Source organism: Paenibacillus dauci, assembly GCF_000971985.1.
GTDB lineage: Bacteria > Bacillota > Bacilli > Paenibacillales > Paenibacillaceae > Saccharibacillus > Saccharibacillus dauci.
The window spans coordinates 166,568-191,476 of record NZ_KQ040798.1; the positions used below are offsets into that span (position 1 = coordinate 166,568).

Here is a 24,909-nt window from a genome sequence, read left to right on the forward strand (position 1 = left end):
ATGATGCCGGTTCATTTTTGCTATTCAGGGATAAAGATATTCGTTTCAGCCCATTTTCGGTCTATTGATTCCAATCTGCGGTATGCTTCAGTTGTGTACAGATGAGATGACATCTGACTACCTATCGAAAGGACTGAATAGAATGAATACAATGAACAAAGTCAGCAAATGTCTGCTGAGTATCGTGATCGTTACTTCGGCCTTACTGCCAACCGGCAGTATCTCTGCTGCTGAACAAACCAAAACCCAAACAGCAGCTGCTGCCAAGCCGCAGACTGTAACTGCCGCTACTTCCTCCCGGGCTCAACAGCTGGCCCAAGTGTTGTTGGACAAATACGGCGTGACCGGGGTGCAGTATGCCGTAATGGATCATGGCAAAATTGTTCTCTCCGGCAGTGCAGGAACATCGGGTCGCAAAGGCAACAGCAAGATTGGTAAAAATGATATGTTCGGTATCGGTTCTACAAGCAAAATGTATGTAACAGCGGCAACAATGATGCTGGCCGATGAAGGCAAAATCGATATTGATCGTCCGCTGACCGACTATTTGCCTGAATTCAAAATGAAGGATGAACGATACAAACAGATTACACCGCGTATTCTGATGAATCACTCTTCCGGACTGTATGGCAGTCACTATGGCAACTCTATCCTGTTCAATGACAATAATACATTCAATCGCGACAATCTACTGCCTGCGCTGCAAAATGAAACTTTGAAAGCTGATCCGGGTGCCTTCTCTGTGTATTCCAATGACAGCTTCCAGCTGCTTGAACTCATGGTCGCCAAAGTAAGTGGCAAAAGCTATCCGCAGTTTATCCAGGAGCGGATCACCAAGCCGCTGCAGCTGAAGTCGACACTGACACCGCTGGATCAGTTTGACCGGAGTCGTCTGGTGAAAACGTATTTCCCTACCTTGACCGACAAGGCTTTGCCGGTAGAAAATACCAATATTATCGGTACCGGCGGCGTCTACTCTACCGCAGAAGATGTAGTCAAATTTGCCGAAGTACTTACCGGACACCGTCCGGATCTGCTGTCCACTGCTTCGACCAATGCAATGACCCGTCCCGAATACCGCAGCGGCATGTGGGTATCCGAGACAAGCAATATTTTCAACTACGGACTGGGTTGGGATTCTGTACAGCTGTCTCCATTTGACCGTTACGGATTAAAAGCTGTATCCAAAGGCGGCGATACACTTATGTATCATGCCAGTCTGATCAGTGTACCGGAGCAGCGGCTCAGTATGGCTGTATTAACGTCCGGCGGTTCCTCCATGTACAATGAAGCGGTAGCTAGTGAAGTGATGCTGCGCGTATTGAAAGATAAAGGCACAATTAAACGTATTCTGCCAGATCAGCAGTTCCCGGCAGCTGCTAAAGTCGCTATGCCAGCTGATATGAAAAAGTATAACGGCACCTATGGCGTCGTCGGTGAGACATTTGACGTTAATATCCGTAATGGCAAATTCAAACTAGCTACACAGATGTCCGGCATGATTCCGGCACAGCAGTATATCTATGCAGGTAAAGGCAAATTCCGTAGTGAAGATGGCTCTGCTCTCGCCAGCTTTGAACGCCAGAAAAATGGCCGCACGTATCTGAAGCTGAATGCATATCTCAATATACCTGAGCTGGAGCAATCCCAGATGGCTCTGTATGTCGGACAAAAGCTGGACAAACAGTCTCTCCCTTCTGCTGTCAAAAAGACATGGCAGCAGCGTAATGGCAAAAGCTATTATAATATTGACGAAAAAATCAACTCGGCATTCTACCTGATTCCGACAGAAATCAGCAAAACGATCCAGGCAGACACTCAACTGGGTTATGCACTGGGTACGAAAATTGTAGATGCAAACAAGAGTGTGAATATTATGCAGATTCCGGTTATGTCCGGACGTGATACATTTGATCTGAATTTCTCCCGTCAGGGCAAAACAGAATATCTGCAGATCAACGGACAATCCTTTATTAGTGAAGATGGCTTATCTACTCTCTCAGCGTCCTCTTCCCTGAAAATCCCGGCAGATCATCATGCTACATGGATGAAGTTGGGCAAAAAAACGGCTGGACAGAAAATAAATGTAACTCTTCCGAAAGGTGCAGGTTTTGTCGTCTATGATGACAAAGGACAAATCACGTATTCTTCTATCGTTAACGGTGGCCACAGCACTAAACTGCCACAAAGCGGTATGATCGTATTCGGCGGCAAAGCAGGAGACCACTTCAAGCTATCGCTGAACCGCTAAATCATTGGTACGTCTGGAACAGATTGATGCAGAAATCATGCTTTACCGTTCCATAGAAATAAAGGCTCGATAACGTCTGTAATCGGAATCCTGCTTTAACTAAATAAACCGTATTTCTGCCGCTCTCCTTCCCCAGATGTATGCAGCAGAAATGCGGTTTTATTCTGACCTTATACAAAAAAGCATCACTGCTTCCTGTCTCCCTTGCTGGAGACTCCAAGCGGTGATGCTTTCTTTTACTGTTTTTTCGATACGGCAAACCGTATGTCCAAATTACTGATCTTCGCGTTCGCGATCATGCTGTGACAGAATAGATTCCTGCTTGATCGAATGCTTTTTGTCCTGTTTGGAATCGTCATTCAGCAGTCCTTCCAGCTCTTTCATGAACATGCTGATATCCTTGAACTGACGGTATACTGAGGCAAAGCGCACATAAGCCACTTCATCAACAGGATACAGCTGTTCCATCACCAGTTCCCCTACAGCACGACTTTCTACCTCGGCCAGGGCTGTTGCATACAGACTCTTCTCAACCTCTGATACAATCGCGTCCAGCTGGTCAACCGATACCGGGCGTTTCTCACAGGCACGAATCAGACCGCGCAGCAATTTGTCCCTGCTGAACTCTTCACGACTGCCGTCTTTTTTGATGACGATAAGCGGAGTAACCTCCACCATCTCGAATGTGGTAAAGCGGCGGCTACAGCTCTCGCATTCCCGCCTGCGACGGATCGACTTGTTATCATTGGCTGGACGGGAATCCAGCACTTTTGTTCCGTTATGACCACAATAAGGACATTTCATTTCCAGTGTCACCTTCCTTTCCCTCTATGCCGTTTATTCCATCTATTCAGAAGGCGTCATATAATTTGGTATATTGCTTATAATAATATAATACACGTTGCACATAATGTCTTGTCTCGCCATAGGGAATGTCCTTGGCATGCTCCAATGTACCATCCCACTGGCCGCTGCTGATCCAGCTTTTCACTTTACTCGGGCCAGCATTATAGGCTGCGATCACCGCAATCTCATTGCCACCGAACTGCTGCATCAGATTGCCCAGATACCAGGTACCAATCTCGATATTCGGATCGACATCATGTTTGACCGTATCCATGGATACATTGTTCAGATGTGCTTTGTCCATCACCCACTGAGCCGTATCCGGCATCAGCTGCATGACGCCAAGAGCACCTTTTTTGGATTCCTTACTAGGCTGGAAATTCGTCTCTACCCGGATAATGGAAGCAATCAGAAATGGATCGACCTGATATGCCGAAGCATGGGCACGAATTTCATTCTTGTATTCGATCGGATAGATCCATGCCAGCCAGCGGGTATTGAACAATACCAATACCAATACAACCAAAAACAGCGGCAGCAGAATCCGTTTACGGATCAGTTGATGTTTGAGGTGGTTCATGACAGGCCTCTATTCACCCAGAATTGCTGCAGCTGCTGCTGTGTCTGTTCCAGTGTACCGCTGTTATCGATCACAATATCCGCTATCCGTTTTTTCTCCTCGATATCCATCTGTGCAGCAAGCCGTTTCTCTGCCTGCTCCGCTGTTAATCCATCCCTCTGCATCAGCCGCTGCAGCTGTACCTCACGTGGTACATATACGACCATAATTTCGTCGAACTGGTAAGCATCCTTTGCTTCAAGCAGCAAAGGAATATCCGCAATGACCAACCGCTGCGGATCGGCTGCTTCCAGCTCAGCTACACGGCTGTGAATCAGAGCACGGATCGCCGGATGCGTAATGCCTTCCAGCGCCTGTCGTTCCTCGGGATGAGTGAAAATATGCTCGCCCAGCTGCTTACGGTTCAGTGTACCGTCCACATTCAGCATATGTGCTCCAAAGCGCTCTCTGACCTGCTGCAGTACCGGGTGACCAGGCATCATGATTTCCCGTGCGATCAGATCCGCATCGACCAGTGCAGCTCCATGCTGTACCAGCCAGGCGGAGACTGTACTTTTCCCCGTAGCGATTCCTCCGGTTAATCCAATATTCATGCTGTCACCTCAATGTTTCTGTCGTATCGGAAGAGGCTGGCAGACCGGACAGAAGTGTGTACCCCTGCCGCCTACTACCGTCTTCTCAATCAACGTCCCGCATTCATAGCAGGGCTGTGCTTTGCGTCCATAGATGCGCAGACTATGCTGGAACATGCCCATTTCACCCTGGCCATTCACATAGGATTTGATGGATGATCCACCTGCTGCTACAGCATCGGTCAATGTCGAGACAATAGCTTCATGCAGACGAATCAGCTGCTCTTCGCTCAGATCGCCGGCGATTCGCTCGGGATGGATACCGGCACGGAATAAGGCCTCGTCCACATAGATATTTCCGATTCCTACCACGTACGCCTGATTAAGCAGTACCGGCTTGATCATCGTCTTGCGCTTGCCGATTACCCGGATAAATTGCTCTGTTGTAAATTCCGGATCTAGTGGCTCCTGGCCGAGCTGCATCAGCGGTTTGGATTCCAGATCTTCACCTGTTTTGAACAGATGCATGGTTCCAAATTGGCGTACATCCTTGTATCTCAGTTCTGTACCATCAGTAAAATGGAAAATGACATGGGTATGTTTTTCCACCGGTTCATTCTGTTCATATACACCATAGCGTCCTTCCATCCGCAAATGGGATACCATGACAAGTCCGTCCATAACAATTCGCAAAAATTTGCCGCGCCGTTCTACGGTTTCTATGGTATGTCCCTGCAGTTCCAGTGCAAACTGCTGTGGGTCATCCGGGCGCTGGATAATGCGTGGCAGCGATACGGTAACCCGTTCAATTTGTTTGCCGGTGACCAGGGTGTTAAGAGTGCGTCTGACTGTTTCTACTTCCGGCAATTCCGGCATATGATTCACCTATCCTTTATATACTATTTCGCTTCGTACCAGTTGGAGCCATAGCTCACATCCGCTTTGAGCGGAACGGCCAACTGCAGGGCTTCCTTCATCACCTGTGGTACCAGTGTTTTCATTTCTTCCATTTCATCGGCAGGTACTTCGAATACCAATTCATCATGTACCTGCAGCAGCATACGGCTGGTAAGCTTCCGATCTTTGAGCGCCTTGTCCATATGCACCATCGCCAGTTTGATAATATCTGCTGCGGTTCCCTGAATGGGCGTATTCATCGCTGTACGCTCGGCAAAAGAACGCAGATTAAAATTCGATGAACGAATCTCCGGCAAATACCGGCGACGTTCCAGCATCGTTTTCACATAGCCGTTCTTCTTGGCTTCATCCACGATATCATCCATATAGCGGCGTACACCCTGGAATACTTCAAAATACTGGGCGATAAATTCCGATGCTTCCTTACGCGTAATATTCAGGTTCTGGGACAATCCATAGTCACTGATACCATATACAATTCCAAAATTGACAGCTTTGGCAGAGCGGCGCATATTGCTGTCGACTTGTTCATGGTCTACTCCGAATACATCCATCGCCGTTTTGGTATGGATATCCATATCATGCAGGAAGGCTTCTTTGAGTCTTGGGTCATCGGAAATATGGGCGAGTACACGCAGCTCGATTTGCGAATAGTCTGCCGCCAGCATCGACCAGCCCTGCTCGGAGGGTACAAATACTTTGCGCAGCTTGCGTCCTTCTTCCAGACGAATCGGAATATTTTGCAGATTCGGGAACTGGCTGGACAAGCGTCCGGTGGCAGTAATCGTCTGGCGGAAGTACGTATGCACTTTGCCGGATTTGGGATGGATCTCTTTGAGCAGTCCTTCCACATAAGTAGATTGCAGCTTGGCAAGCTGACGGTAATTCAAAATCAGCTGCACAATTTCATGATAAGGTGCCAGCTTCTCCAGTACATCCGCACTGGTGGAATATCCGGTCTTGGTCTTCTTGTCCACCGGTAATCCAAGCCGCTCGAATAAAATATCACCAAGCTGTTTGGGTGAATTCAGATTGAACTCGGTGCCCGCCAGTTCATAGATTTGTGTAACCAGCTTATTAATCTGACCTTCGAACTCCTTGCCAAGTGCACGCAGTTCATCTGCATTTACAGCAACACCCTGCTTTTCCATATCCGCCAGAATGCGTGATAATGGCATCTCCAGATCCACGAACAGACTGGTCATCTCATTTTGCTCCAGCTGTTCACGCTGCAGCGGTACCAGCTGACGAATCGTCGCTGTTTTGCGGGCGAGATGCAGGCTGAGTACGTCTGCTTCCGGTACCTTGTAGCGTGCACCCTTGCCGAATATTGCCTCATCTTCCGGCAGCTGCGGCAGTCCGCTGCGGCCAGCGAGTACGCTCAGGCTCTGACCCGAATCGGTCGGGTCCAGCAGATAGGCAGCAATCTGAATATCAAACCGTGCACCGGCAAAAGGAATATCGTCCCAGAACAGCACCAGATCGGCGCGATGCAGATCATGACCATCCTTTGGAATCGATTCATCCGCCAGCCAGCTGCGAATCGGAGCCGCCGCTTCACTTTTTAGCGTTTCAGGCGTCAGGAAGAAATATTGATCCGGTGCAGACAGTACAATACCAACCAGACTGGCATGATGCGGGTTCTCCCCGCGGCTCTCGATATGCACCACATCAATTTGCGGAAGTGCAGCTTCCAGCTCGGCCATTTCTCCCTCACCAATCACGGTTACTACCAGTTCTTCAGCCTGCTGTCCGGCAGCTTCATCCAGATCCAGATGATCCAGTACAGCGTCTGGAGCTGTAGATGACAGATCCAATCGCTGCAGAATCGACTTGAATTCGAGCTTTTGCAGCGCAGATACAGCAGTAGCAGCCTGGATGCCTTCATACTTCATGCTATCCCACGTCGCATCAAAAGGAACTTCACGGAAAATGGTCGCCAGTTCCTTGCTCATGCGTGCATCGTCGGCATGGGTCTCGATTTTCTCTTTCATTTTGCCTTTGAGCTCACTCGTATGATCAAGCACTTCTTCGACTGTTCCATATTGATGAAGCAGCTTCAGTGCTGTCTTCTCGCCTACACCCGGAATACCGGGAATATTATCGGAAGCATCACCCATGAGTCCCTTAAGATCAATAATCTGCGCAGGAGTCAGACCATAGCGCTCTTGTACCTCGGCAGGTCCATAGGCTTCAATATCACTGACACCCTTGCGCGTCAGACCGATTTTGACATGCTCGGAAGCCAGCTGCAGCATATCCTTGTCCCCGCTGATGACGATTACTTCACAGCCTTTTTGCTCGGCTTGCAGGGAGAGTGTACCGATAATATCGTCGGCCTCATAACCTTCCAACTGGTAGTGGCTGATGCCAAAGGCTGTCAGCAAATCCTTGAGTAAAGGAAACTGCTCGGATAGCTCGGGCGGTGTCTTTTGGCGACCGCCCTTGTAGTCCTGATAACTGCTGTGACGGAACGTAATTTTTCCGGCATCAAAAGCGACCATCACATGAGTCGGTTTCTCCTCTTCCAGCAGCCGCAGCAGCATATTGGTAAATCCGTACACCGCATTGGTATGCATACCGCTCGATGTGGTCATCGGCTGCTGCATCGCAAAAAAAGCGCGGTAAATAATACTATTTCCATCTATTAACATAAATTTTTCCATAGATCCTCCTATAGTCAAAGCGTGCATGTACAAGTAAGTATTTTGAGGTTCTTCAGTAATAACATTGCTTATTCTATGATACCACAAGGCCCCCTTTTCCAAAACAAAAGCACCGGATAAGTTCCGGTGCTTTTGTGGTAGTGCGATGAAATTGTCAGTTATTCAGATCAGGACGTCTGCCGGTAACCAGATATACGACACTTTCGCCGATATTGGTTGCATGATCAGCGATTCGCTCGATATAACGTCCAGTTAGATTAAGCAGCATAACTTGTGGACCGTCAGCCGCATTCTCCATCATATGCTGATGCAATTCGCGAATCATGCCGCTGTACATATGATCGACCTGGTCATCATCGTTACCGACTTTATGAGCCAGATCCGTATTCTCATCCAGATAGGACTGGATAGAATCCCGGGTCATCTGCATAACGATATCCGACATGCGCGGGATATCCACCAGAGGTTTAATCAGGTTGGAACCCTGCATACGCAGGGTCACTTTGGCTACATCACGCGCCAGATCGCCCATCCGTTCCAGATCGCTGGAGATCTTGAATGCGACAATAATACGGCGCAGGTCCTTGGCCACCGGCTGCTGGGTCACAATCAGACGGGAACCGATATCCATGATCTTTTCTTCCATTTCATTCAGGCGATAGTCATTATCCACGACGGCTTTGGCTTTGGCTGTATCCAGCGTCTGCAATGACTTTACCGCGTCTTCAAGTGCCTCGATCACATGATCTCCCATAGCAGTGAGTAGTTGCCGGAGCTCACCGAGACTTTCATCAAATCCTTTGCGGTTAGGCATTCATAATCCTCCTCTAGGCTGGTTGAATAATGCAGATTACACCGCTTATGACAGTTGGTCGGTTTCTGCGCCCGGACGACAGGTTGATCTTTTCCGGTACCGGCTTGGAGCGGTCAGCTATTCAACAAGCGAAGAACTGCTGCCTTAGCCGAATCGGCCGGAAATATAATCTTCCGTGCGGGAATCGGTCGGATTTGAGAACATTTCTGTCGTATCCGTAGACTCTACCACTTCTCCATTCAGGAAAAATGCCGTCTGGTCGGAGATCCGTGCTGCCTGGTGCATGTTATGGGTAACCATAACGATGGTGTAATCTTTTTTGAGATCCTGCGTCAACTCTTCAATTTTGAGAGTAGAGATGGGATCAAGGGCAGAAGTCGCCTCATCCATCAGCAGAATATCCGGCTGGCTGGCAATCGCACGTGCAATGCACAGACGCTGCTGCTGACCGCCGGACAGACTCAGCGCCGACTTTTTGAGATAGTCTTTGACTTCCTCCCACAGAGCGGACTGTCGCAAGCTGCGTTCCACAATCTCGTTTAGCTGCGATTTGGAGGTAATTCCCTGCAGGCGAGGTCCATAGGCTACATTTTCATAAATGGATTTGGGAAACGGATTGGGCTGCTGGAATACCATGCCTACCTGCTGGCGCAGATCCTCCACCTCCACTTCATCTCCGTAAATGTCGGAACCGGCGATCTCTACCTTGCCTTCGATCCGTGTGCCGGGGATCATGTCATTCATCCGATTTAATGTACGCAGCAGCGTCGATTTACCGCAGCCTGACGGCCCGATAAATGCAGTTACTGCCTTTTCCTGAATAGTAAGTCCGATATTTTTAAGAGCGTGATGCTTCTCATAATATAAATTCAATTCTTCAATGCGAATAATGTCTGACACAGAGTCACACTCCCTTGATTCTCTTGTCTGGCAATCACAACCGGGTCATGATTCCGACTGGCATCTATACATCATACGTGATATTTGTAAACCGAGAGCTCCCGTATTGTAAAGAGAATGTAAAACTTCCGATCGTCTGTCAGCTCTGCAATCCAGCCGATACAAGAGTGGTCAGACGACCTGCCTCTGAGGCTCGCTCCAGCAGCTGATTCGCATGGAGCGAAGCTTCATCCGCACCTGCGGCCATCTCGATAAACAGACGATCCGCCTGGACAATAGAGGCCATACTGTGTTCCATCGTCTGTTCTGTTGTCTGGCTGTATACGGCCGATTGTCCAATCATCTCATTCAGATGATTCAACAGCCTCGTCACATCGGCAGAGAGTGTAGTAATTCGGCTGGACAGATGCCGCATCTCGCCAGCGACCACTGCAAATCCGCTGCCAGCCTGAGCAGCACGCGCCGCTTCGATAGAAGCATTGAGTGCCAGCATGGTACTCTGTCCAGCCAATTGGGAGACATCATCCAGCACTTTACGTGCCTGAACGGTCTGTCGGAGCATGTCTTCCGCCTGAAGACGCTGGCGGCTGACCAGCTGTTGTGCCTCCCGGAAGCTTTCGTTCGCTGCCTGCAGCTCACTATGCCCGGATACCGTACGACTCTTGATTGCTGCCAGTTGACTGGAAGTATGCAATGCAGCTCCGGTCACTGTCTGCACTGCCTGCTCGATTTGCATAACGAAAGCACAGGTCTCCCGAAGCGACTGTAATCGCTGTTGTTCCGCCAGAGATTGCAAATGACGGGACAGTTCCATCATATCCCGAATCGTGACCGCTCCGACCAACTGTCCCCGATCCGTGAGCAGCATACATTCATAAAAAGCTTCGCCCTCCCGCGCCAGAGCCGCATCTACGGCTGCTGCTGCATCAGTATGAATATCCATGACCAGGATACCCGGACGGGTAAATTGGCTGGTCGGACGTCCTTCATACAACTCGGTAGCAAATCGGCTCGCCATGCGGCGGTAGAACTGCTCTCTCATAATCAGACCGATCGGTTCTCCTGATTCACTGCATACCGCAATACAGGGCAGCTGCTCTTCCCTGCGAAACCGCTGCAGGGTCACGCCGCATGTCTCATCAGCCGTAATCGATGGAATCGTCATCCGGTAATGCAGCAGTGTCTGTTCAGGATCGCTGTTTGTTATGGGTGTAGATGATTGCCGGACAGGACTTTTGACCCTCAAAGTGCGATCCAGTTCGTTAGTATCCGGCAACTGATTTATCTTCTCTTCCTCTTTCCGAATCTCCGTTATTTCTGTACCGGCATCCTCTGTGCTTGCCTGTTTTATTATGGTTTGGTGATCTCCAGATTTCACTTCATTTTGTGGTTTTTCCAGCAATAGATTAGACAAACCTCTCGTCTCCCTTAGTTCTTTAGTATCACTTCTCCTCTCAGACTAATTCATGATTGTAAATTTAATTTGCAGATTAATACGCGATTATGTAATCATCCAAGTAAAACTTTGCGATTTTGGGTTCTTCTTCTTTTTGCACAAAAAAAGATGCCCGTCATTCCGTTAACCGGAATGAGGAGCACCTGCTTTTTTGCGGACAACGAGTTTGTAGCCTACGCCGCGGATTGAATCGATATGTACCGATTCCGGATCCAATTCGAGCTTTTTGCGAAGAGAACTCACATGCACATCAACAGTACGCTGACCGCCGATATAATCAAATCCCCATACCGCATTCATCAGATCATCCCTCGTCATAACCACACCTGGCTTGCGTGCCAGATACAGCAATACTTCAAATTCTTTGGGACGCAGTGTAATCTGCTGGGAACCGAGTGCTACTTCGTATTTGTCCGGATAGATCATCAGATCACCCAACTCAATACGGCTTTCCTGGGAATTCTCTTCCACCGGTTGATCTTCACGACCGGTTGCCCGGCGCAGTACAGCAGCTACACGTGCCAGCAGCTCGGATACGCCGAAAGGCTTGGTAATATAATCATCGGCGCCGGCTTTGAGACCTTCGACGACTTCTTCCTCCGCATTCTTGGCTGTCAAAATAACGACAGGCGTGCGTATGCCGGAGCTGCGCAGTTTGCGTAAAATATCTAATCCTGACATTCCCGGTAACATCAAATCCAGCAGAATCAGCTCAAACGATTCATTCTGAGCTCGTTCCAGACCGGCACTGCCATGGTCTTCTACTGTAACTTCATATCCTTCCTGTGTCAGGTTGTAGGACAACAGTCGGGACAGCGTTGATTCATCTTCAATGACCAGCAATCGTTTAGTCATGATAACCTCCATATGGGTTCACATTTCATCCACCTTGAACAGCATATCACTATTTTGTTAACACAGTGTAAAAATATAGAATTTGATTAGCCAGCAGTTAGCGGTAAATCAAATCCGCAGCTGCCAGCCTGCATTTTCATTACGTTTACCATGTGCAGAGATATGTTAAAATCAATGAGAAGCTGTATTTTCTGCGTCACGTATGACCCGGATTAGAAGTCTCCTTCATCCTCCTGCAATAGCGGCAGATTCACGGTAAATGTAGTACCAATATTCACTTCGCTCTCTACCGTGACCATTCCATGATGCAGCTCTACCAGATGCTTTACAATCGATAATCCAAGCCCCGTGCCGCCTGAACTGCGTGAACGTGCCTTATCCACCCGATAAAATCGTTCAAAGATACGCGGCAGATCCTTGCGCGGGATGCCCATCCCTGTGTCGCTCACATCAAACTGAATGCGCTCCTCACCTTCCGGCGACATCACCTCTTTGACATCGAGCGTGACTTTGCCGCCATCCTGCGTATAGTTGATCGCATTGGAGATCAGATTTACAGCAATCTGCCGCAGCCGATCCTCGTCCGCTTCCATAAACAACTCTTCCGGTACATTCATTGTCATTGTAATATTTTTCTTGGCTGCCGAAGAGTTCAGCATTTCCCGAATTGTATCAAAAAAGGGCTGCAAATGAATCGGTGAGAAATTCAGCGGCGAGCGCTTGGATTCGATTTTGGATAATTCCAGAATATCGCCAATCAATCGATTCAGCCGCTCACTCTCATCATAAATGATCTGCAGGAATGAACGTGCAGTCTGCTCATCCTGTACACCACCGCTTAGCAGGGTCTCGGCAAAGCCTTTGACTGCAGCGATCGGCGTTTTCAGTTCATGGGAGACATTGGCAACAAATTCACTGCGCATCCGCTCCAGACGACGGATATTGGAGACGTCCTGGATCAGGAACAGCATGCCCCGGTACGTATCATCGTCTTCGAACATCGGCACTCCGTCAATCTCAATCAATCGTGGCTCCGGATTATACAGGGTCTGTTCATCATGGATGCGTTCCTTGCGGCGCAGCCCCTCACCGAGCAGCTTGCTCAGCTCATAGTGCTGCTTGAACTCCTGATACGATTTGCCGATAATTCGCTTGGAACTAATCCCCAGCATCTCTTCTGCAAAGCGGTTCACCAGTGCGACATTGCCATTGAATTCCACCATAACCATACCGCCGGTCATATTGGCGAGTACACTTTGCAGAAGATCTTCATTGTCACGGATGACTTTGAGCTGCATCTCCAGACTGTCGGCCATATTATCGATCGCTTTACCCAGATCGCCGATCTCGTCCTGCCGTTCCAGCTTCACTCTGGCTCCATAATCCAGCCGTGAGATCCGGTTGGCGACACGGGTAATATGCTCCAGTGGCCGGGTCAGACTGGACGCAACCCGATAGCTGACGAGCGCTGCCACGAGGAATAATACCGCGAGACTGATGCCCATGACAGTCCATGCACTGCGGACCCCATTCTCTACCGCTTGCAGACTCATGGATAAACGGATATAACCGTCAAACTGCCCTTGCTTATGTACAGGTGCGGCCACATACAGCATATTCTCCTGCAAAGTATTGCTGTACCGGATCGCGCTGCCGAGCCCGTTGGCCTGAGCGGCTACAATTTCTTCGCGATCCTTGTGGTTATTCATGCTCCGCGGATCACTCTGCGAGTCCCCGATAACGGTTCCATCTTGTTCGATAAAGGTCACTCTGGAATCGGTAAGCTTGCCAATCGCCACTGACTGGCTCGTGTAATAATCGAGTACAGCTTGAGTAGGCGAACCAAGTGTTCCTTCATTTTTAAAATCAAATGTAGTCTCCAGCAGACGAATTTCCCGCAGCATATTATCTTCCAGGGTCTGCACATGGGAATCTTTGTAGATTTTCCCCATGGTAAAGGCAGCTGCCAGACCAAGCACTCCCAGCAGCAGCATAATAATCAGGGTCAGGCGGACACGGAACGGTTTCATGCTTCTCTCCTTTTACGATGTTTTGCTTTCCTGCAGCTTCTGCTTGCTCCGGTAGCTGGCAATACGCATAAATATAGAATATTGAAGCGTTGCCATAGGTTGCTGAAGCATAATGCCCAGCACGACTGGTACAGCCGTCTGCGGGCTAAAATACGACATAGCTATGACCATACCTACCGAGATATTGCGCATTCCCGACGTATAAGCCAGCGTCACCGGCAACTCTCTGCCTTTTGCGCGAAGTATACCAGAACATACGTAACCGAGTCCATAGCAGAGTGCCACAATAATAAACACAGCCGGAACAACCAGCAGCAGATCGCTGCGCAATGCGCTGAGCTGTGGAGCGATTGCAGCCGCATTAAGCAAGACCACGCCAGCAAAACAAAGTTTGGAGACGGGCAGTGTCACTGGTGCAGACCATTCCTTGAACTTTCCCTTGGAGGCTTCGTACACAATCATACCAAGCAGCGTAGGCAGCACAATAATCAGCATCAGATCCTGAATCATGCCCAGCGTATCAAACTGGATATTGGCGCCAAAAAACCACTCGATAATACCCGGTACGACAAACGGGCTGATCGCCGAATCCACGATCACCATCGCCAGGGCAAGAGCTACATTGCCTGTTGACATACTCACCCATAGTACAGAGGATACGCCCAGCGGAATAGCAGTGAACAGCACCAGACCAATCGTGTAAGGCGAACCCTGACCAAACATTAGCTCACCCAGTCCATAAGCCAGCAGTGGTGCAGCCACATGGGCAAAAAGCAGTGTTACAAACACAGGTGCAGGCTTTTGCAAAACACCCTGTAAATGCTTGCGTCCGCAACCAATTCCCATCACGAATGTCACATAAGCGAACAGATAGGGAATCCAGCCGGTATAAGCAATCAGATAATCGGATAATACGAATCCAAGCAGCAATGTACAAGGAATAATCGCGAACATATACTTTTCAAAATTACGGGTAAATGCTGCTGTCCATTGTCTCATTTCTTTTCATCTCCAGCCTTTTACAATTGTTGTATGTACCATGATAACACACGTACGCGAGCAGCAAAGGTGAAAATGGTAACTGACAGCAAAAAAAGTTTAACGTGTGCATTTTAGTGGTTTAATGGTTATTGTGTTATGTTTCGCAGATATTGGATTGCTTGGGGGTTGATGATAAAGCACTCTAGAAAGGAATAAGAGCACGTCCTCCGATTAAGCCTGGAGATTCTTTAATAGTTGTAGAAAATGAGGATCTCCAGGCTTAAAGGTCGTCCTTTGCTCTTATTTCCTTTCTTCCGTTCCGTGCATGCAGTGTCATTCGCGAATTTTATCCAGAGTACTACATTCTTAATGCTAAGTTCTTAATAAAAATATAGTTGGTTGTAGGAGTTCCTTGCGAGTATGTTGTATTTATTCCTAGCCTCTATAGGTTCTCTAAGTGCTCATTAATTGTATGATCCCGCTAATATTAAACAATATGTAATATATACACTTCAGAAATTCGCACTTCACAGACCTACGATATACCGCCGGATTGTGCTTATACGAATGATGCGCGACGCATGGAGCGCAGGAAAGGAAATAAGGGAATAAACGACATTTAAGCCTGGAGATCCTCTGCTTCTCCATCCTATTCAAAATCTCCAGGCTTAACCGGAGGAGATACCCTTATTCCTTTCCGCAGTGAATGATGCTACCACATCAGCTGGAAAAAAAAGACGAGAACCACCCACATCAAACATGGACGATCCTCGTCTTCTATTACTTATATACGCTAACGCATAGTGTAATCTACACTCACTGCAGAATGCATTTCACTAAGCGCTCGTTGTAAACCAAAGTATTAACCGTTGATAATTTCGCCACCGTTGACGTGAATCACCTGACCACTTACGTAAGAGGAATCGCTGCTTGCCAGATACACATAGGCTGGAGCGAGTTCTTCTGGTTGGCCTGGGCGTTTCATTGGCTGGCTTTGACCGAACTCCTTGACTTTCTCTTCATCAAAGGAAGCCGGGATCAGTGGTGTCCAGATTGGGCCTGGAGCTACACCATTCACACGGATACCTTTCTCTGCCAGGTTCATGGACAGAGCACGGGTAAAGGACAGGATCGCTCCTTTGGTGGATGAATAATCAAGCAGTACCGGTTCACCGCGATAAGCAGTAATCGATGTTGTATTGATAATGGATGCGCCCGCATGCAGATGCGGCATCGCCGCTTTGGTCGTAAAGAACATACCGAAGATATTGGTACGGAATGTACGCTCCAGCTGCTCTGCAGAAATATCTTCGATGCTCTGCTGTACATGCTGTTCTGCAGCATTATTTACCAGAATATCGAGTTTTCCAAGTTCTGCGACGGCTTTTTCGACAGCACTTTTCGCAAAGGACTCGTCTCCGATATCACCGGCAATCGCTATGCATTTGCGTCCTTCTTTTTCAACAAGAGCTTTGGTTTCTTCTGCATCATTGTGTTCGTCTTTGTAGAAGATCGCAACGTCAGCACCTTCTTTGGCAAAATAGATCGCAACTGCGCGACCAATCCCGCTATCACCGCCTGTGATAATAGCTGCTTTGCCCTCCAGTTTGCCTGCTGCTTTGTATTCAGGTGCATCAAACTGCGGGCGTGGTGTCATTTCGGATTCAATACCAGGGTGTCTCTCCTGATGTTGTGGAGGTAAACTTTCGGGTCTGTTCGACATCATTCATTCTCCTCTCATCATTGGATTATCTAGGTTGTTCATTATGAGCCGATCGTGCCGGATGAAGAATAAGGTTATCGTACGCCTGTATCAACTGTACTTCTATTCATTCAACCGTGCCTGCTCTTCATTTCGCTACGCTGCATTATTACCACACGTTCTAAATGTCTAAACAATTGATTTTGCATTTTTTGCCTTTTCAACCAGCAAAAGAGCCTCTACCGTTAGACGGATAGAAGCTCTTTTGTTCTGATAAGTATAACTGCTGACTGCATCCTTATCTTAATTGACAACATTGTCAGATGCAGCATGCAACCATGATTGATCTTGTTTGTGCAAATAAAGGGTTCACGAGATCACTTGCAAATTAAATAATATCGCGATACACCATAAAGAAGCTGATTACAGCTACACATACGGCCAGTCCGATGCTGAGCGAACGGATCTTGGCAGCATGAGCAGAGATATCTCTTTTCTGCTGAATATCAGCCAGTGCGAGCCGCAGGGGCTTGCCCATGATACCGCCAAAAGCTGCAATCGCCAGCAGTAGTACAACGACTACGATCATCCAAGCAATACTGTATGTACCTTGCGTCATCAGATAGCCACCAGTCAGCAGCTGTACGATCAGACCAAACTGTGCCACACGATTAAGCGTACGCACGATTGAAATGGCACCTGACTGCGCCTGGGCATCCCAGCTGCCCAGTTTGCCTGCTACAATCGGCAATACCAGATAGAACCCTGTTGAAAGAGCTCCCAAAATGTGCAAAAATACGAGAATTTGAATCACTACATATCCTCCCCATCTGTGTTGATATAATTTTATTTCCTTGTTGCTGCATTATTATTTTAACGAATGATCTGTGAAAAATATACTGTTTTGGATTCAGGTTGTGTCCAAACGATGAACAAGTTCCCTTTCTCCCTCCATACAAAAAGGCTGGTTCTCCGCCCTGTGACGAAGAACCAGCCTTTTTTATAAAATCATGACGATGGAATTACCCAACAGTATAATGACCGACAGAGAGGGATACACTTTCTCTGATTGCTACCTGTCTGTATCCAGGAGGTTACATCAGAAGATAATGTTCTCTCTATAGATCATCAGCCTGTTACCACCTTGATCACGCTGCGTACGGATTCGGCAGACTTGTCCAGTGCTGCTTTTTCCTCAGAAGTAAGCTCCAGTTCAAAAATCTTTTCAATGCCGTCGCCGCCCAGAATAGCCGGTACGCCCATGAACAGATTCTCATAGCCATATTCCCCTTCGAGATAAGCAATCACTGGCAAAATACGCTTCTTGTCCTTGAGCACCGCTTCAGTCATCTGTACGAGAGAAGCTGCAGGCGCATAGTAGGCACTGCCGTTACCAAGCAGGTTGACGATCTCGCCGCCACCTACACGGGTACGTTGTACTATGGCTTCGATCCGTTCGCTGGAAATGAGAGTATCGATCGGAATCCCGCCTACGCTGGAATAGCGTACGAGCGGTACCATATCGTCTCCATGACCACCAAGCACAAAGCCGCGTACATCTTCTACCGATACATTCAGTTCCTCGGCGATAAAGGTACAATAACGTGCCGTATCGAGTACACCCGATTGACCAATCACCCGGTTTTTGGGGAAGCCCAGTGCCTGATAGGCAACGTGGGTCATCGCATCGACCGGATTGCTCAGAATAATCACAATGGACTCGGGAGCCTGCTGCTTGACCTGCTCGCAGACCGACCGGACAATACCTGCATTGGTATTGACCAGATCGTCGCGGCTCATGCCAGGCTTGCGTGCTACCCCTGCCGTAATAATGACTACATCGGAGTCCTTGGTATCGTTATAGTCAGAAGTCCCTTTGATCTGGCTGTCAAACCCCTGAACAGGGCTGGCCTCCATCATGTCAAGCGCTTTTCCCTTAGTCGGATTCTCCAGCTGTGGAATATCTACCAGTACAACGTCCCCCAGCTCTTTTTGGGCGAGCATGAGAGCCGTTGTGGCACCGGTAAATCCGGCGCCAACCACGGTGATTTTTCTGCGCTTAATCGCTGTCATCGGTTCATCTCCTTACATGTTTTCGATAACTTTATCGGCAAACTCGGAGCATTTCACTTCTGTCGCCTGATCCATCAGACGTGCGAAATCGTAAGTTACAGTTTTGTTGTTGATCGATGTTTCCAGACCTTTGTAGATCAGGTCAGCCGCTTCCTGCCAGCCCAGATGCTCAAGCATCATAACGCCGGACAGAATAACGGAACCCGGGTTAACTACGTCTTTGTCTGCATATTTCGGAGCTGTACCGTGCGTCGCTTCGAAGATTGCATGACCTGTTACATAGTTGATGTTGGCGCCCGGAGCGATACCGATACCACCAACCTGTGCTGCCAGTGCATCGGACAGATAGTCACCGTTCAGGTTCAGCGTAGCGATTACATCGAACTCGGCTGGACGTGTCAGGACCTGCTGCAGCGCGATATCGGCAATCGCATCTTTTACGATGATTTTGCCAGCATCTTCAGCTGCTTTTTGTGCTGCATTGGCAGCATCTGCGCCTTGCTCGTCTTTGATTTTATCGTATTGTGCCCAAGTGAATACTTTGTCGCCGAATTCAGCTTCAGCCACTTCGTAACCCCAGTTTTTGAAAGCACCTTCAGTAAATTTCATGATGTTGCCTTTGTGTACTAGCGTTACGCTCTTACGGCCATGATCGACTGCATATTGTACCGCAGCACGAACCAGACGCTTGGAACCTTCTTCGGATACTGGTTTGATACCAATACCGGAAGTTTCCGGGAAGCGGATTTTGTTAACGCCCATTTCGTTTTTCAGGAATTCCAGTACTTTTTTCACTTCTTCCGTACCTTCTTGATACTCGATACCTGCATAGATATCCTCAGTGTTCTCACGGAAGATAACCATGTCTACGAGCTCAGGACGTTTTACCGGAGAAGGTACACCATCAAAGTAACGAACAGGACGCAGACATACGTACAGATCCAGTTCCTGACGCAGAGCAACGTTCAGGGAACGAATACCACCGCCGATAGGCGTAGTCAGTGGTCCCTTGATCGCTACAGTATATTCACGGATTGCTTCCAGCGTATCGGCTGGCAGCCATTCTCCGTATGTATTAAACGCTTTCTCACCGGCAAACACTTCGTACCAGGCGATTTTTTTGGAGCCGCCATAAGCTTTTTCTACGGCTGCATCCAGCACGCGTACAGAAGCTTTCCAGATGTCGCGTCCTGTACCGTCACCTTCGATAAAAGGAATGATCGGGTTGTTAGGCACCTGCAAATTTCCATTTTCAATCTTGATCTGCTCACCAGCAGTCGGCAGTTCGTATTTTTCAAAGTTCGGCATAATTAAGCTCCTCCTCAGTATTATGGTTGATCCACATCATTCAATCGGTACTGCAAAGTAGTGCGGGCGTCAGCCCTTTGTCAGCCATCCGTTGGTGTACTGCACATTACAGGATTCAGAGCACATTCTGGTAAGGCTGTTGGCATGGAGCGCTCAACAACCTGGACCTATCCATAAACGGCCATCTGTCATCTGTATACACAGACGTCCATGTACATTATGGTATCGACCCTCACCCTAGCTTTGTGATTCTTTTCCTTGACGTGCAGTTATTAACGGTTGTCTTTATTTTAGCAGACGCCACAAGAATTTGGAAACCCGGTTTCAACAGATAAAATCCGGCGGCTATAATTAACGTTCTGTAACCGGACGATATTCCTGGTTGTTCGGTCCAACATACTCGGCGCGAGGGCGAATAATGCGGTTGTTTTCGTACTGTTCCAGAATGTGTGCAGCCCATCCGGATACACGGCTGATTGCAAAAATCGGCGTAAACAGATTACGAGGAATGCCCAGCATGGTGTACACCGAAGCAGAGTAGAAATCTACGTTTGGCTTCAGTCCTTTGCTGCCGGTTACAATGTCTTCAATCTGTACAGACATGTTATACAGACTCAGATTATTGTTCATTTCGCCCAGTTCACGGGACATTTTCTGGAGATGCTTGGCACGCGGATCGCCGTTTTTATATACACGGTGACCAAAGCCCATAATTTTGACTTTATTGCTCAGTTGTTCCTGAATGTAGCTCTCTACACGATCTTCCGAACCGATTTCTTCCAGCATTTTCATTACGGCTTCATTGGCTCCACCATGCAGGGGACCTTTGAGCGCTCCGATTGCGGAAGTAATACCGGAATAGATATCGGACAGCGTCGCTACAGTCACACGGGCAGCAAATGTGGAAGCATTCAGTTCATGATCGGCATGCAGTACAAGTGCCTGATCCAGTGCCTTGATCGCTGTATCTTCCGGCTGCTTGCCGGTCAGCATATACAAGAAATTATGTGCAATCGATACACCCTGCAGCGGAGCAACAGGTTCCTGACCTTCGGCAATACGGCCCAGTGCAGCTACAATAGCAGGCAGCTGCGCCTGTAATTTGATTACTTTCAGTTCATTGGCCTCACGGCTCATATCATCAGCTTGCTCATCATATAGAGCCAGAGCAGATATCGCACTGCGCAAAGCAGCCATACGATTCATATCTTTAGGGTAGAGTTTCATTTGCTCAATCAAGGCATCCGGCAATACTGCATATTTATCCAGATCCTTTTGCAACTGGTCAAGCTCGTTCTGATTTGGCAGCTTACCAAACCAGAGCAAATAGGCGACTTCCTCAAAGCTAGCGTTAACGGCCAGATCATCAATGTCATAACCGCGATAAGTTAAAACACCATCAACGATCGAGCTGATCGATGAACTTGCTGCTACAACGCCTTCCAAACCTTTGGTAGCTGTCATATTACTCTCTCCTTTGCAGAACGATTCTTGAAGTTTTTTGTTCATTCGATAAAATGAAAACATTTACATTTTAAAAAATGTAAAAAATATGAAGATGATAAGATGCAGGGATACAGGGTCACCTGGCCGACAAGTTATAGAAACATCTGCCATTAACCTTCCAAGAACCTTATATCATCATACTTTATTTTGACGGAGTTGTGAACAAAAGTAGTCTTCTGACGGGGTATCAAATTGTTTTATCGCAAAGATAACATTTTTTTGTAAGCATTTACAATGATTGATTATACGCTTTTATGTATCTTTTCCTCCAATAGAATTGTGAGCAAGCCGACAGGTAATACCCTATCGGCTCGCTTAGAATATATTAAATTCAGTATTGCCTATCAACCTGCATACAATATCCAATCTAATAGTCTACTCAGTCCGTATACTCTATGCTGCATAAAAGATGAATTACAGCCTGGTTGATGGAGCTACTCCTTACTTATCATCTTCATTCATATTGTAGACACTATTTCATACATCCTCCAATGTCCAGCAAGTCCATTCCTTCACATCGGTCTTACCGCCTGCTGCAAAAAGTTCTATTCCGGTCATCGCTCCAGTCGGATAAATGCGACTGGTTAGAGTGGCCCGTCCCTCATTGGCAAACACTTCTATAGAAGAACGATCAAGGAATAGGCGTAAGGTCAGCAGGCCGTCATGCTGCAGCGGCGCCATACGGATTCCATCCTGTGGCTTGCCCGATTTGGAAGCATCGAGTGTTAACTTGCCTTCAGCGATATCATACGTAATAACGGTCTTATCGACTCCTCCACTGTACAGAGTCAATCCAACCTTATTGGACTGACTATTATTCAAATCAAATAACACGAGGATTTCCAGCAATGATTCAGTCACTGTCTCATGACGACGCTCTGTTACAGCGAAACTTTCACCTAATCGGTACTGCTCGCGGCGCAGCAATTTGATTTCTTCGACAGGGTTCATAAGCAAGCGTCCATCTTCATCCAGATTTAGTACACGCGGCAAAGTCAGTGCGCCTGCCCAGCCATGAGCCTTGGTCGGCATATCCGACTCCCACATATCCATCCAGCCAATCGCTATGCGGCGCCCTTTGTTATCCAGCAGAGTTTGCACAGCATAAAAATCATGTCCATGATCCATCTCCCGGAATTCACCATGCCGGAAATCATTGCTTGCATAATCATAGTCACCTACCAGATAACCGGTCTGGAACAGATTCAAGTAACGTTCCTCTTCACGCTCCATCCCCTGCGGTGAGAACAGCAGTACATACCGTCCATCCAATTCGAAAAAGTCAGGACATTCCCACATAAACCCTAGCGTTCCATCGCTTGCAGCCAGTACACCACTATACGTCCATGCTCGTAAATCCGATGAATGATATAGGATAACACGCCCGTGACCATCCGGAGTAGCGTTACCCAGTACCATGTACCATGTATCATTATGCTTCCACACTTTCGGATCACGGAAATGATGGGCACTGTCTGCTGGAGGCTCGGCAATAACCGGATTGGACTCATATTTTTCAAAAGTAATCCCATCATGGCTAACCGCAATATTCTGGTTCTGCGTAAATAAATCCTTATCCCGGTCTGTATAGTGATGTCCCGTATAAATAAGTGTCAGCACACCATTATCGTCTACCGCACTACCAGAAAAGCAACCGTCTCGATCACAATCATCGCCTGGTGCCAATGCAATCGGACAGTGCTCCCAATGAACAAGATCACTGCTCTTGACATGTCCCCAGTGCATCGGTCCCCAATTCTCATCGTACGGATGATGCTGGTAAAAGACATGATATTCTCCATTGAACTGCACCAAACCGTTCGGATCATTAATCCAGTTAGCTGGAGCTGCAATATGATAGCCTGGACGATACTGTGGGTTGATTTTTTGGCCGGAGAGTTGTAATGCTTCGGCGGCTTGCTGGATAGAATGAAGTGTAGACATGGATGTTCCTCCTTGAATGTACTCAATAATACCGGTACATACAGCCTTAATAGCTATATGTAACAGGCATACGAGTGTTTGTGTAATATGTTAGGTTATTTGCTGTGTTTCCAGCTTTCCCTTGAGCTGTGGTTTGGGATGTTTGTCGTTGAACAGTGTGAAGATCGAGATTACCGTAAACAATAGAACAAGCGCCCCCATAACCAGATAAGTAGCACGGAATCCAATATCATCGTACAGCGAGCCGGCAATCGGAGACAGTACAGCCTGGCCGACCTGGGACGCGAACTGAAATCCAACCAGATACAAAATCGAAGATAGCCTTGTATCAAAATGTGCAGCCAGATATTTGAAAATGGCAATCAACATAATTGGCAATTCCAGCGCGTGAATGAGCTTGACCGCCGAAATACCGATCGGCTCGAAAACGAGTCCGGAGCCTACAATACGTACAGCCATAAGCAAACCGGCAAAAATAAGCGATTTTTTGGCACCCAGTTTGTTAACGATAAAGGGTGCCATAAACATCATGCCTGCTTCCAGAAATACCTGAAAGGAATTCAAGTAACCATATACCTGGTTGCCCACCTCATGGGATGGGAATAAGGAAGAATAATAAATCGGGAATTGCTGATCGTATACACCGTACACGCATGCTACACCGATCACATACAGCATAAAGTACCAGAATGAGCGAAGTGTAAACAGGTTGCCGATATCCTTCAGCGTAACAGAAGCCGCCTTTTCAAGTTCACGTTCCGACACATCAATCCGTACCGACAAAATGATACCAACAAGAATTACGGCGGACACCGAAGAAATCCAGAAATTGATATTCGGATTCAGGTTGAACAGCTGTCCAGCGAAAAAGGTAGCTGCTGCCCAGCCAAGCGAGCCCCACATCCGGGAACGTCCATATTCAAAACCATACTTGCGGCTGACTTTTTCGACATATGTCTCAATCGCACCAACCCCTGCCAAAAATCCGACACTCAGAAACAATCCGCCTACAATCGCTCCCAGCCACACGTTCACCTGCAGTAGAGGACCATAAATAAAAACAAAAAAGGGCCCTGTAAATACAAGCAGTAAGCTAATAAAAAGCAGAATGTTTCTTTTTAATCCAATCTTGTCGGAAATATAGCCATACAGCGGCTGCGCACAAAGAGCAAAGATAGCGTTTACAGAGAAAATAAGACCATTTTGTGCTCCTGTCAGCTTCATTTCCTGTCCAAGCCAGATCGAGAACAAGGAATAGCTGGAAGACCAGCAAACGAAAAAGAAGAAAAAGTAAAGACTCAGCTTCCAGTACAGGCTTTTTGATACAGGCATAGGGCTCGCTCCTTTATTCATGTAAGTGCTTTCTTGCAAGAATTGTATGTCAACCGGTTTCATATGTCAACCGGATGACATAAAAATAATTTTAGATTTGGAAAAATAGGCGAAAGATATTACTGCACCAAAAAACGCCTTTATATTTAAAGGCGTTTGGATTCTATCTATACTA

Annotated in this window: 19 protein-coding genes; 1 reads left to right on the forward strand and 18 read right to left on the reverse strand. The window is 47.6% G+C overall.

Features of this window, described 5'->3' with window-relative positions; translation table 11 throughout:
* Positions 1-142: 142 nt before the first annotated feature.
* On the forward strand, positions 143-2,251 hold the full coding sequence (locus tag WH46_RS00770) for a serine hydrolase domain-containing protein (RefSeq protein ID WP_046225377.1): 2,109 nt from the start codon (positions 143-145) through the stop codon (positions 2,249-2,251).
* Between the two features lie 273 nt (positions 2,252-2,524).
* On the opposite strand, the gene nrdR is transcribed toward WH46_RS00770, so the two are convergent.
* The 18 genes from nrdR to WH46_RS00860 form a co-directional block, all read right to left on the reverse strand.
* Entirely contained in the window at positions 2,525-3,055 is a 531-nt protein-coding gene (nrdR, locus tag WH46_RS00775; protein WP_046225378.1) for a transcriptional regulator NrdR, read from the reverse strand.
* 46 nt (positions 3,056-3,101) lie between these two features.
* Positions 3,102-3,677: a lytic transglycosylase domain-containing protein gene (locus WH46_RS00780; RefSeq protein ID WP_046225379.1), complete on the reverse strand. Its 576-nt coding sequence runs from the start codon at positions 3,675-3,677 to the stop codon at positions 3,102-3,104.
* Complete coding sequence (gene coaE, locus WH46_RS00785; protein WP_046225380.1) at positions 3,674-4,270, reverse strand: dephospho-CoA kinase; 597 nt, start codon at positions 4,268-4,270, stop codon at positions 3,674-3,676. Before coaE ends, WH46_RS00780 begins: the two co-directional genes overlap by 4 nt.
* A gap of 9 nt (positions 4,271-4,279) precedes the next feature.
* Positions 4,280-5,125, reverse strand: coding sequence for a DNA-formamidopyrimidine glycosylase (gene mutM, locus WH46_RS00790; protein WP_046225381.1), 846 nt, complete (start codon positions 5,123-5,125; stop codon positions 4,280-4,282).
* Between the two features lie 23 nt (positions 5,126-5,148).
* Positions 5,149-7,833 (reverse strand): DNA polymerase I, encoded by a 2,685-nt coding sequence (gene polA, locus WH46_RS00795; RefSeq protein WP_046225382.1) that lies wholly within the window; start codon positions 7,831-7,833, stop codon positions 5,149-5,151.
* Between the two features lie 154 nt (positions 7,834-7,987).
* Positions 7,988-8,647 (reverse strand): phosphate signaling complex protein PhoU, encoded by a 660-nt coding sequence (gene phoU / locus WH46_RS00800; RefSeq protein WP_017813756.1) that lies wholly within the window; start codon positions 8,645-8,647, stop codon positions 7,988-7,990.
* A gap of 144 nt (positions 8,648-8,791) precedes the next feature.
* A complete protein-coding gene (pstB, locus tag WH46_RS00805; protein WP_017813755.1) occupies positions 8,792-9,547 on the reverse strand; it encodes a phosphate ABC transporter ATP-binding protein PstB in 756 nt (251 codons plus the stop codon).
* Between the two features lie 139 nt (positions 9,548-9,686).
* The gene (locus WH46_RS00810) at positions 9,687-10,961 is read right to left on the reverse strand and encodes a methyl-accepting chemotaxis protein (protein ID WP_046225383.1); all 1,275 of its coding nucleotides are present in this window, start codon (positions 10,959-10,961) and stop codon (positions 9,687-9,689) included.
* Positions 10,962-11,126: 165 nt separating this feature from the next.
* Complete coding sequence (locus WH46_RS00815) at positions 11,127-11,858, reverse strand: response regulator transcription factor (RefSeq protein WP_017813753.1); 732 nt, start codon at positions 11,856-11,858, stop codon at positions 11,127-11,129.
* Between the two features lie 212 nt (positions 11,859-12,070).
* Positions 12,071-13,888 carry a two-component system histidine kinase PnpS gene (gene pnpS / locus WH46_RS00820; protein WP_017813752.1) on the reverse strand — a complete coding sequence of 606 codons (1,818 nt, stop codon included), beginning with the start codon at positions 13,886-13,888 and terminating at the stop codon, positions 12,071-12,073.
* A 12-nt stretch (positions 13,889-13,900) separates the two neighbouring features.
* Complete coding sequence (locus WH46_RS00825) at positions 13,901-14,887, reverse strand: bile acid:sodium symporter family protein (RefSeq protein WP_017813751.1); 987 nt, start codon at positions 14,885-14,887, stop codon at positions 13,901-13,903.
* A gap of 844 nt (positions 14,888-15,731) precedes the next feature.
* Positions 15,732-16,592, reverse strand: a complete 861-nt coding sequence (locus tag WH46_RS00830) for an SDR family oxidoreductase (RefSeq protein ID WP_407944393.1) — start codon at positions 16,590-16,592, stop codon at positions 15,732-15,734.
* A 367-nt stretch (positions 16,593-16,959) separates the two neighbouring features.
* A complete protein-coding gene (locus tag WH46_RS00835; RefSeq protein ID WP_017811229.1) occupies positions 16,960-17,385 on the reverse strand; it encodes a hypothetical protein in 426 nt (141 codons plus the stop codon).
* A gap of 314 nt (positions 17,386-17,699) precedes the next feature.
* Positions 17,700-18,644, reverse strand: coding sequence for a malate dehydrogenase (gene mdh, locus WH46_RS00840; RefSeq protein WP_046225385.1), 945 nt, complete (start codon positions 18,642-18,644; stop codon positions 17,700-17,702).
* Positions 18,645-18,656: 12 nt separating this feature from the next.
* On the reverse strand, positions 18,657-19,952 hold the full coding sequence (gene icd / locus WH46_RS00845) for an NADP-dependent isocitrate dehydrogenase (RefSeq protein ID WP_017811231.1): 1,296 nt from the start codon (positions 19,950-19,952) through the stop codon (positions 18,657-18,659).
* A 351-nt stretch (positions 19,953-20,303) separates the two neighbouring features.
* Positions 20,304-21,416 (reverse strand): citrate synthase, encoded by a 1,113-nt coding sequence (gene citZ, locus WH46_RS00850; protein WP_017811232.1) that lies wholly within the window; start codon positions 21,414-21,416, stop codon positions 20,304-20,306.
* A 519-nt stretch (positions 21,417-21,935) separates the two neighbouring features.
* The gene (locus WH46_RS00855; RefSeq protein WP_046225386.1) at positions 21,936-23,402 is read right to left on the reverse strand and encodes a glycoside hydrolase family 32 protein; all 1,467 of its coding nucleotides are present in this window, start codon (positions 23,400-23,402) and stop codon (positions 21,936-21,938) included.
* Between the two features lie 90 nt (positions 23,403-23,492).
* The gene (locus WH46_RS00860) at positions 23,493-24,734 is read right to left on the reverse strand and encodes an MFS transporter (protein WP_046225387.1); all 1,242 of its coding nucleotides are present in this window, start codon (positions 24,732-24,734) and stop codon (positions 23,493-23,495) included.
* Positions 24,735-24,909 lie beyond the last annotated feature (175 nt).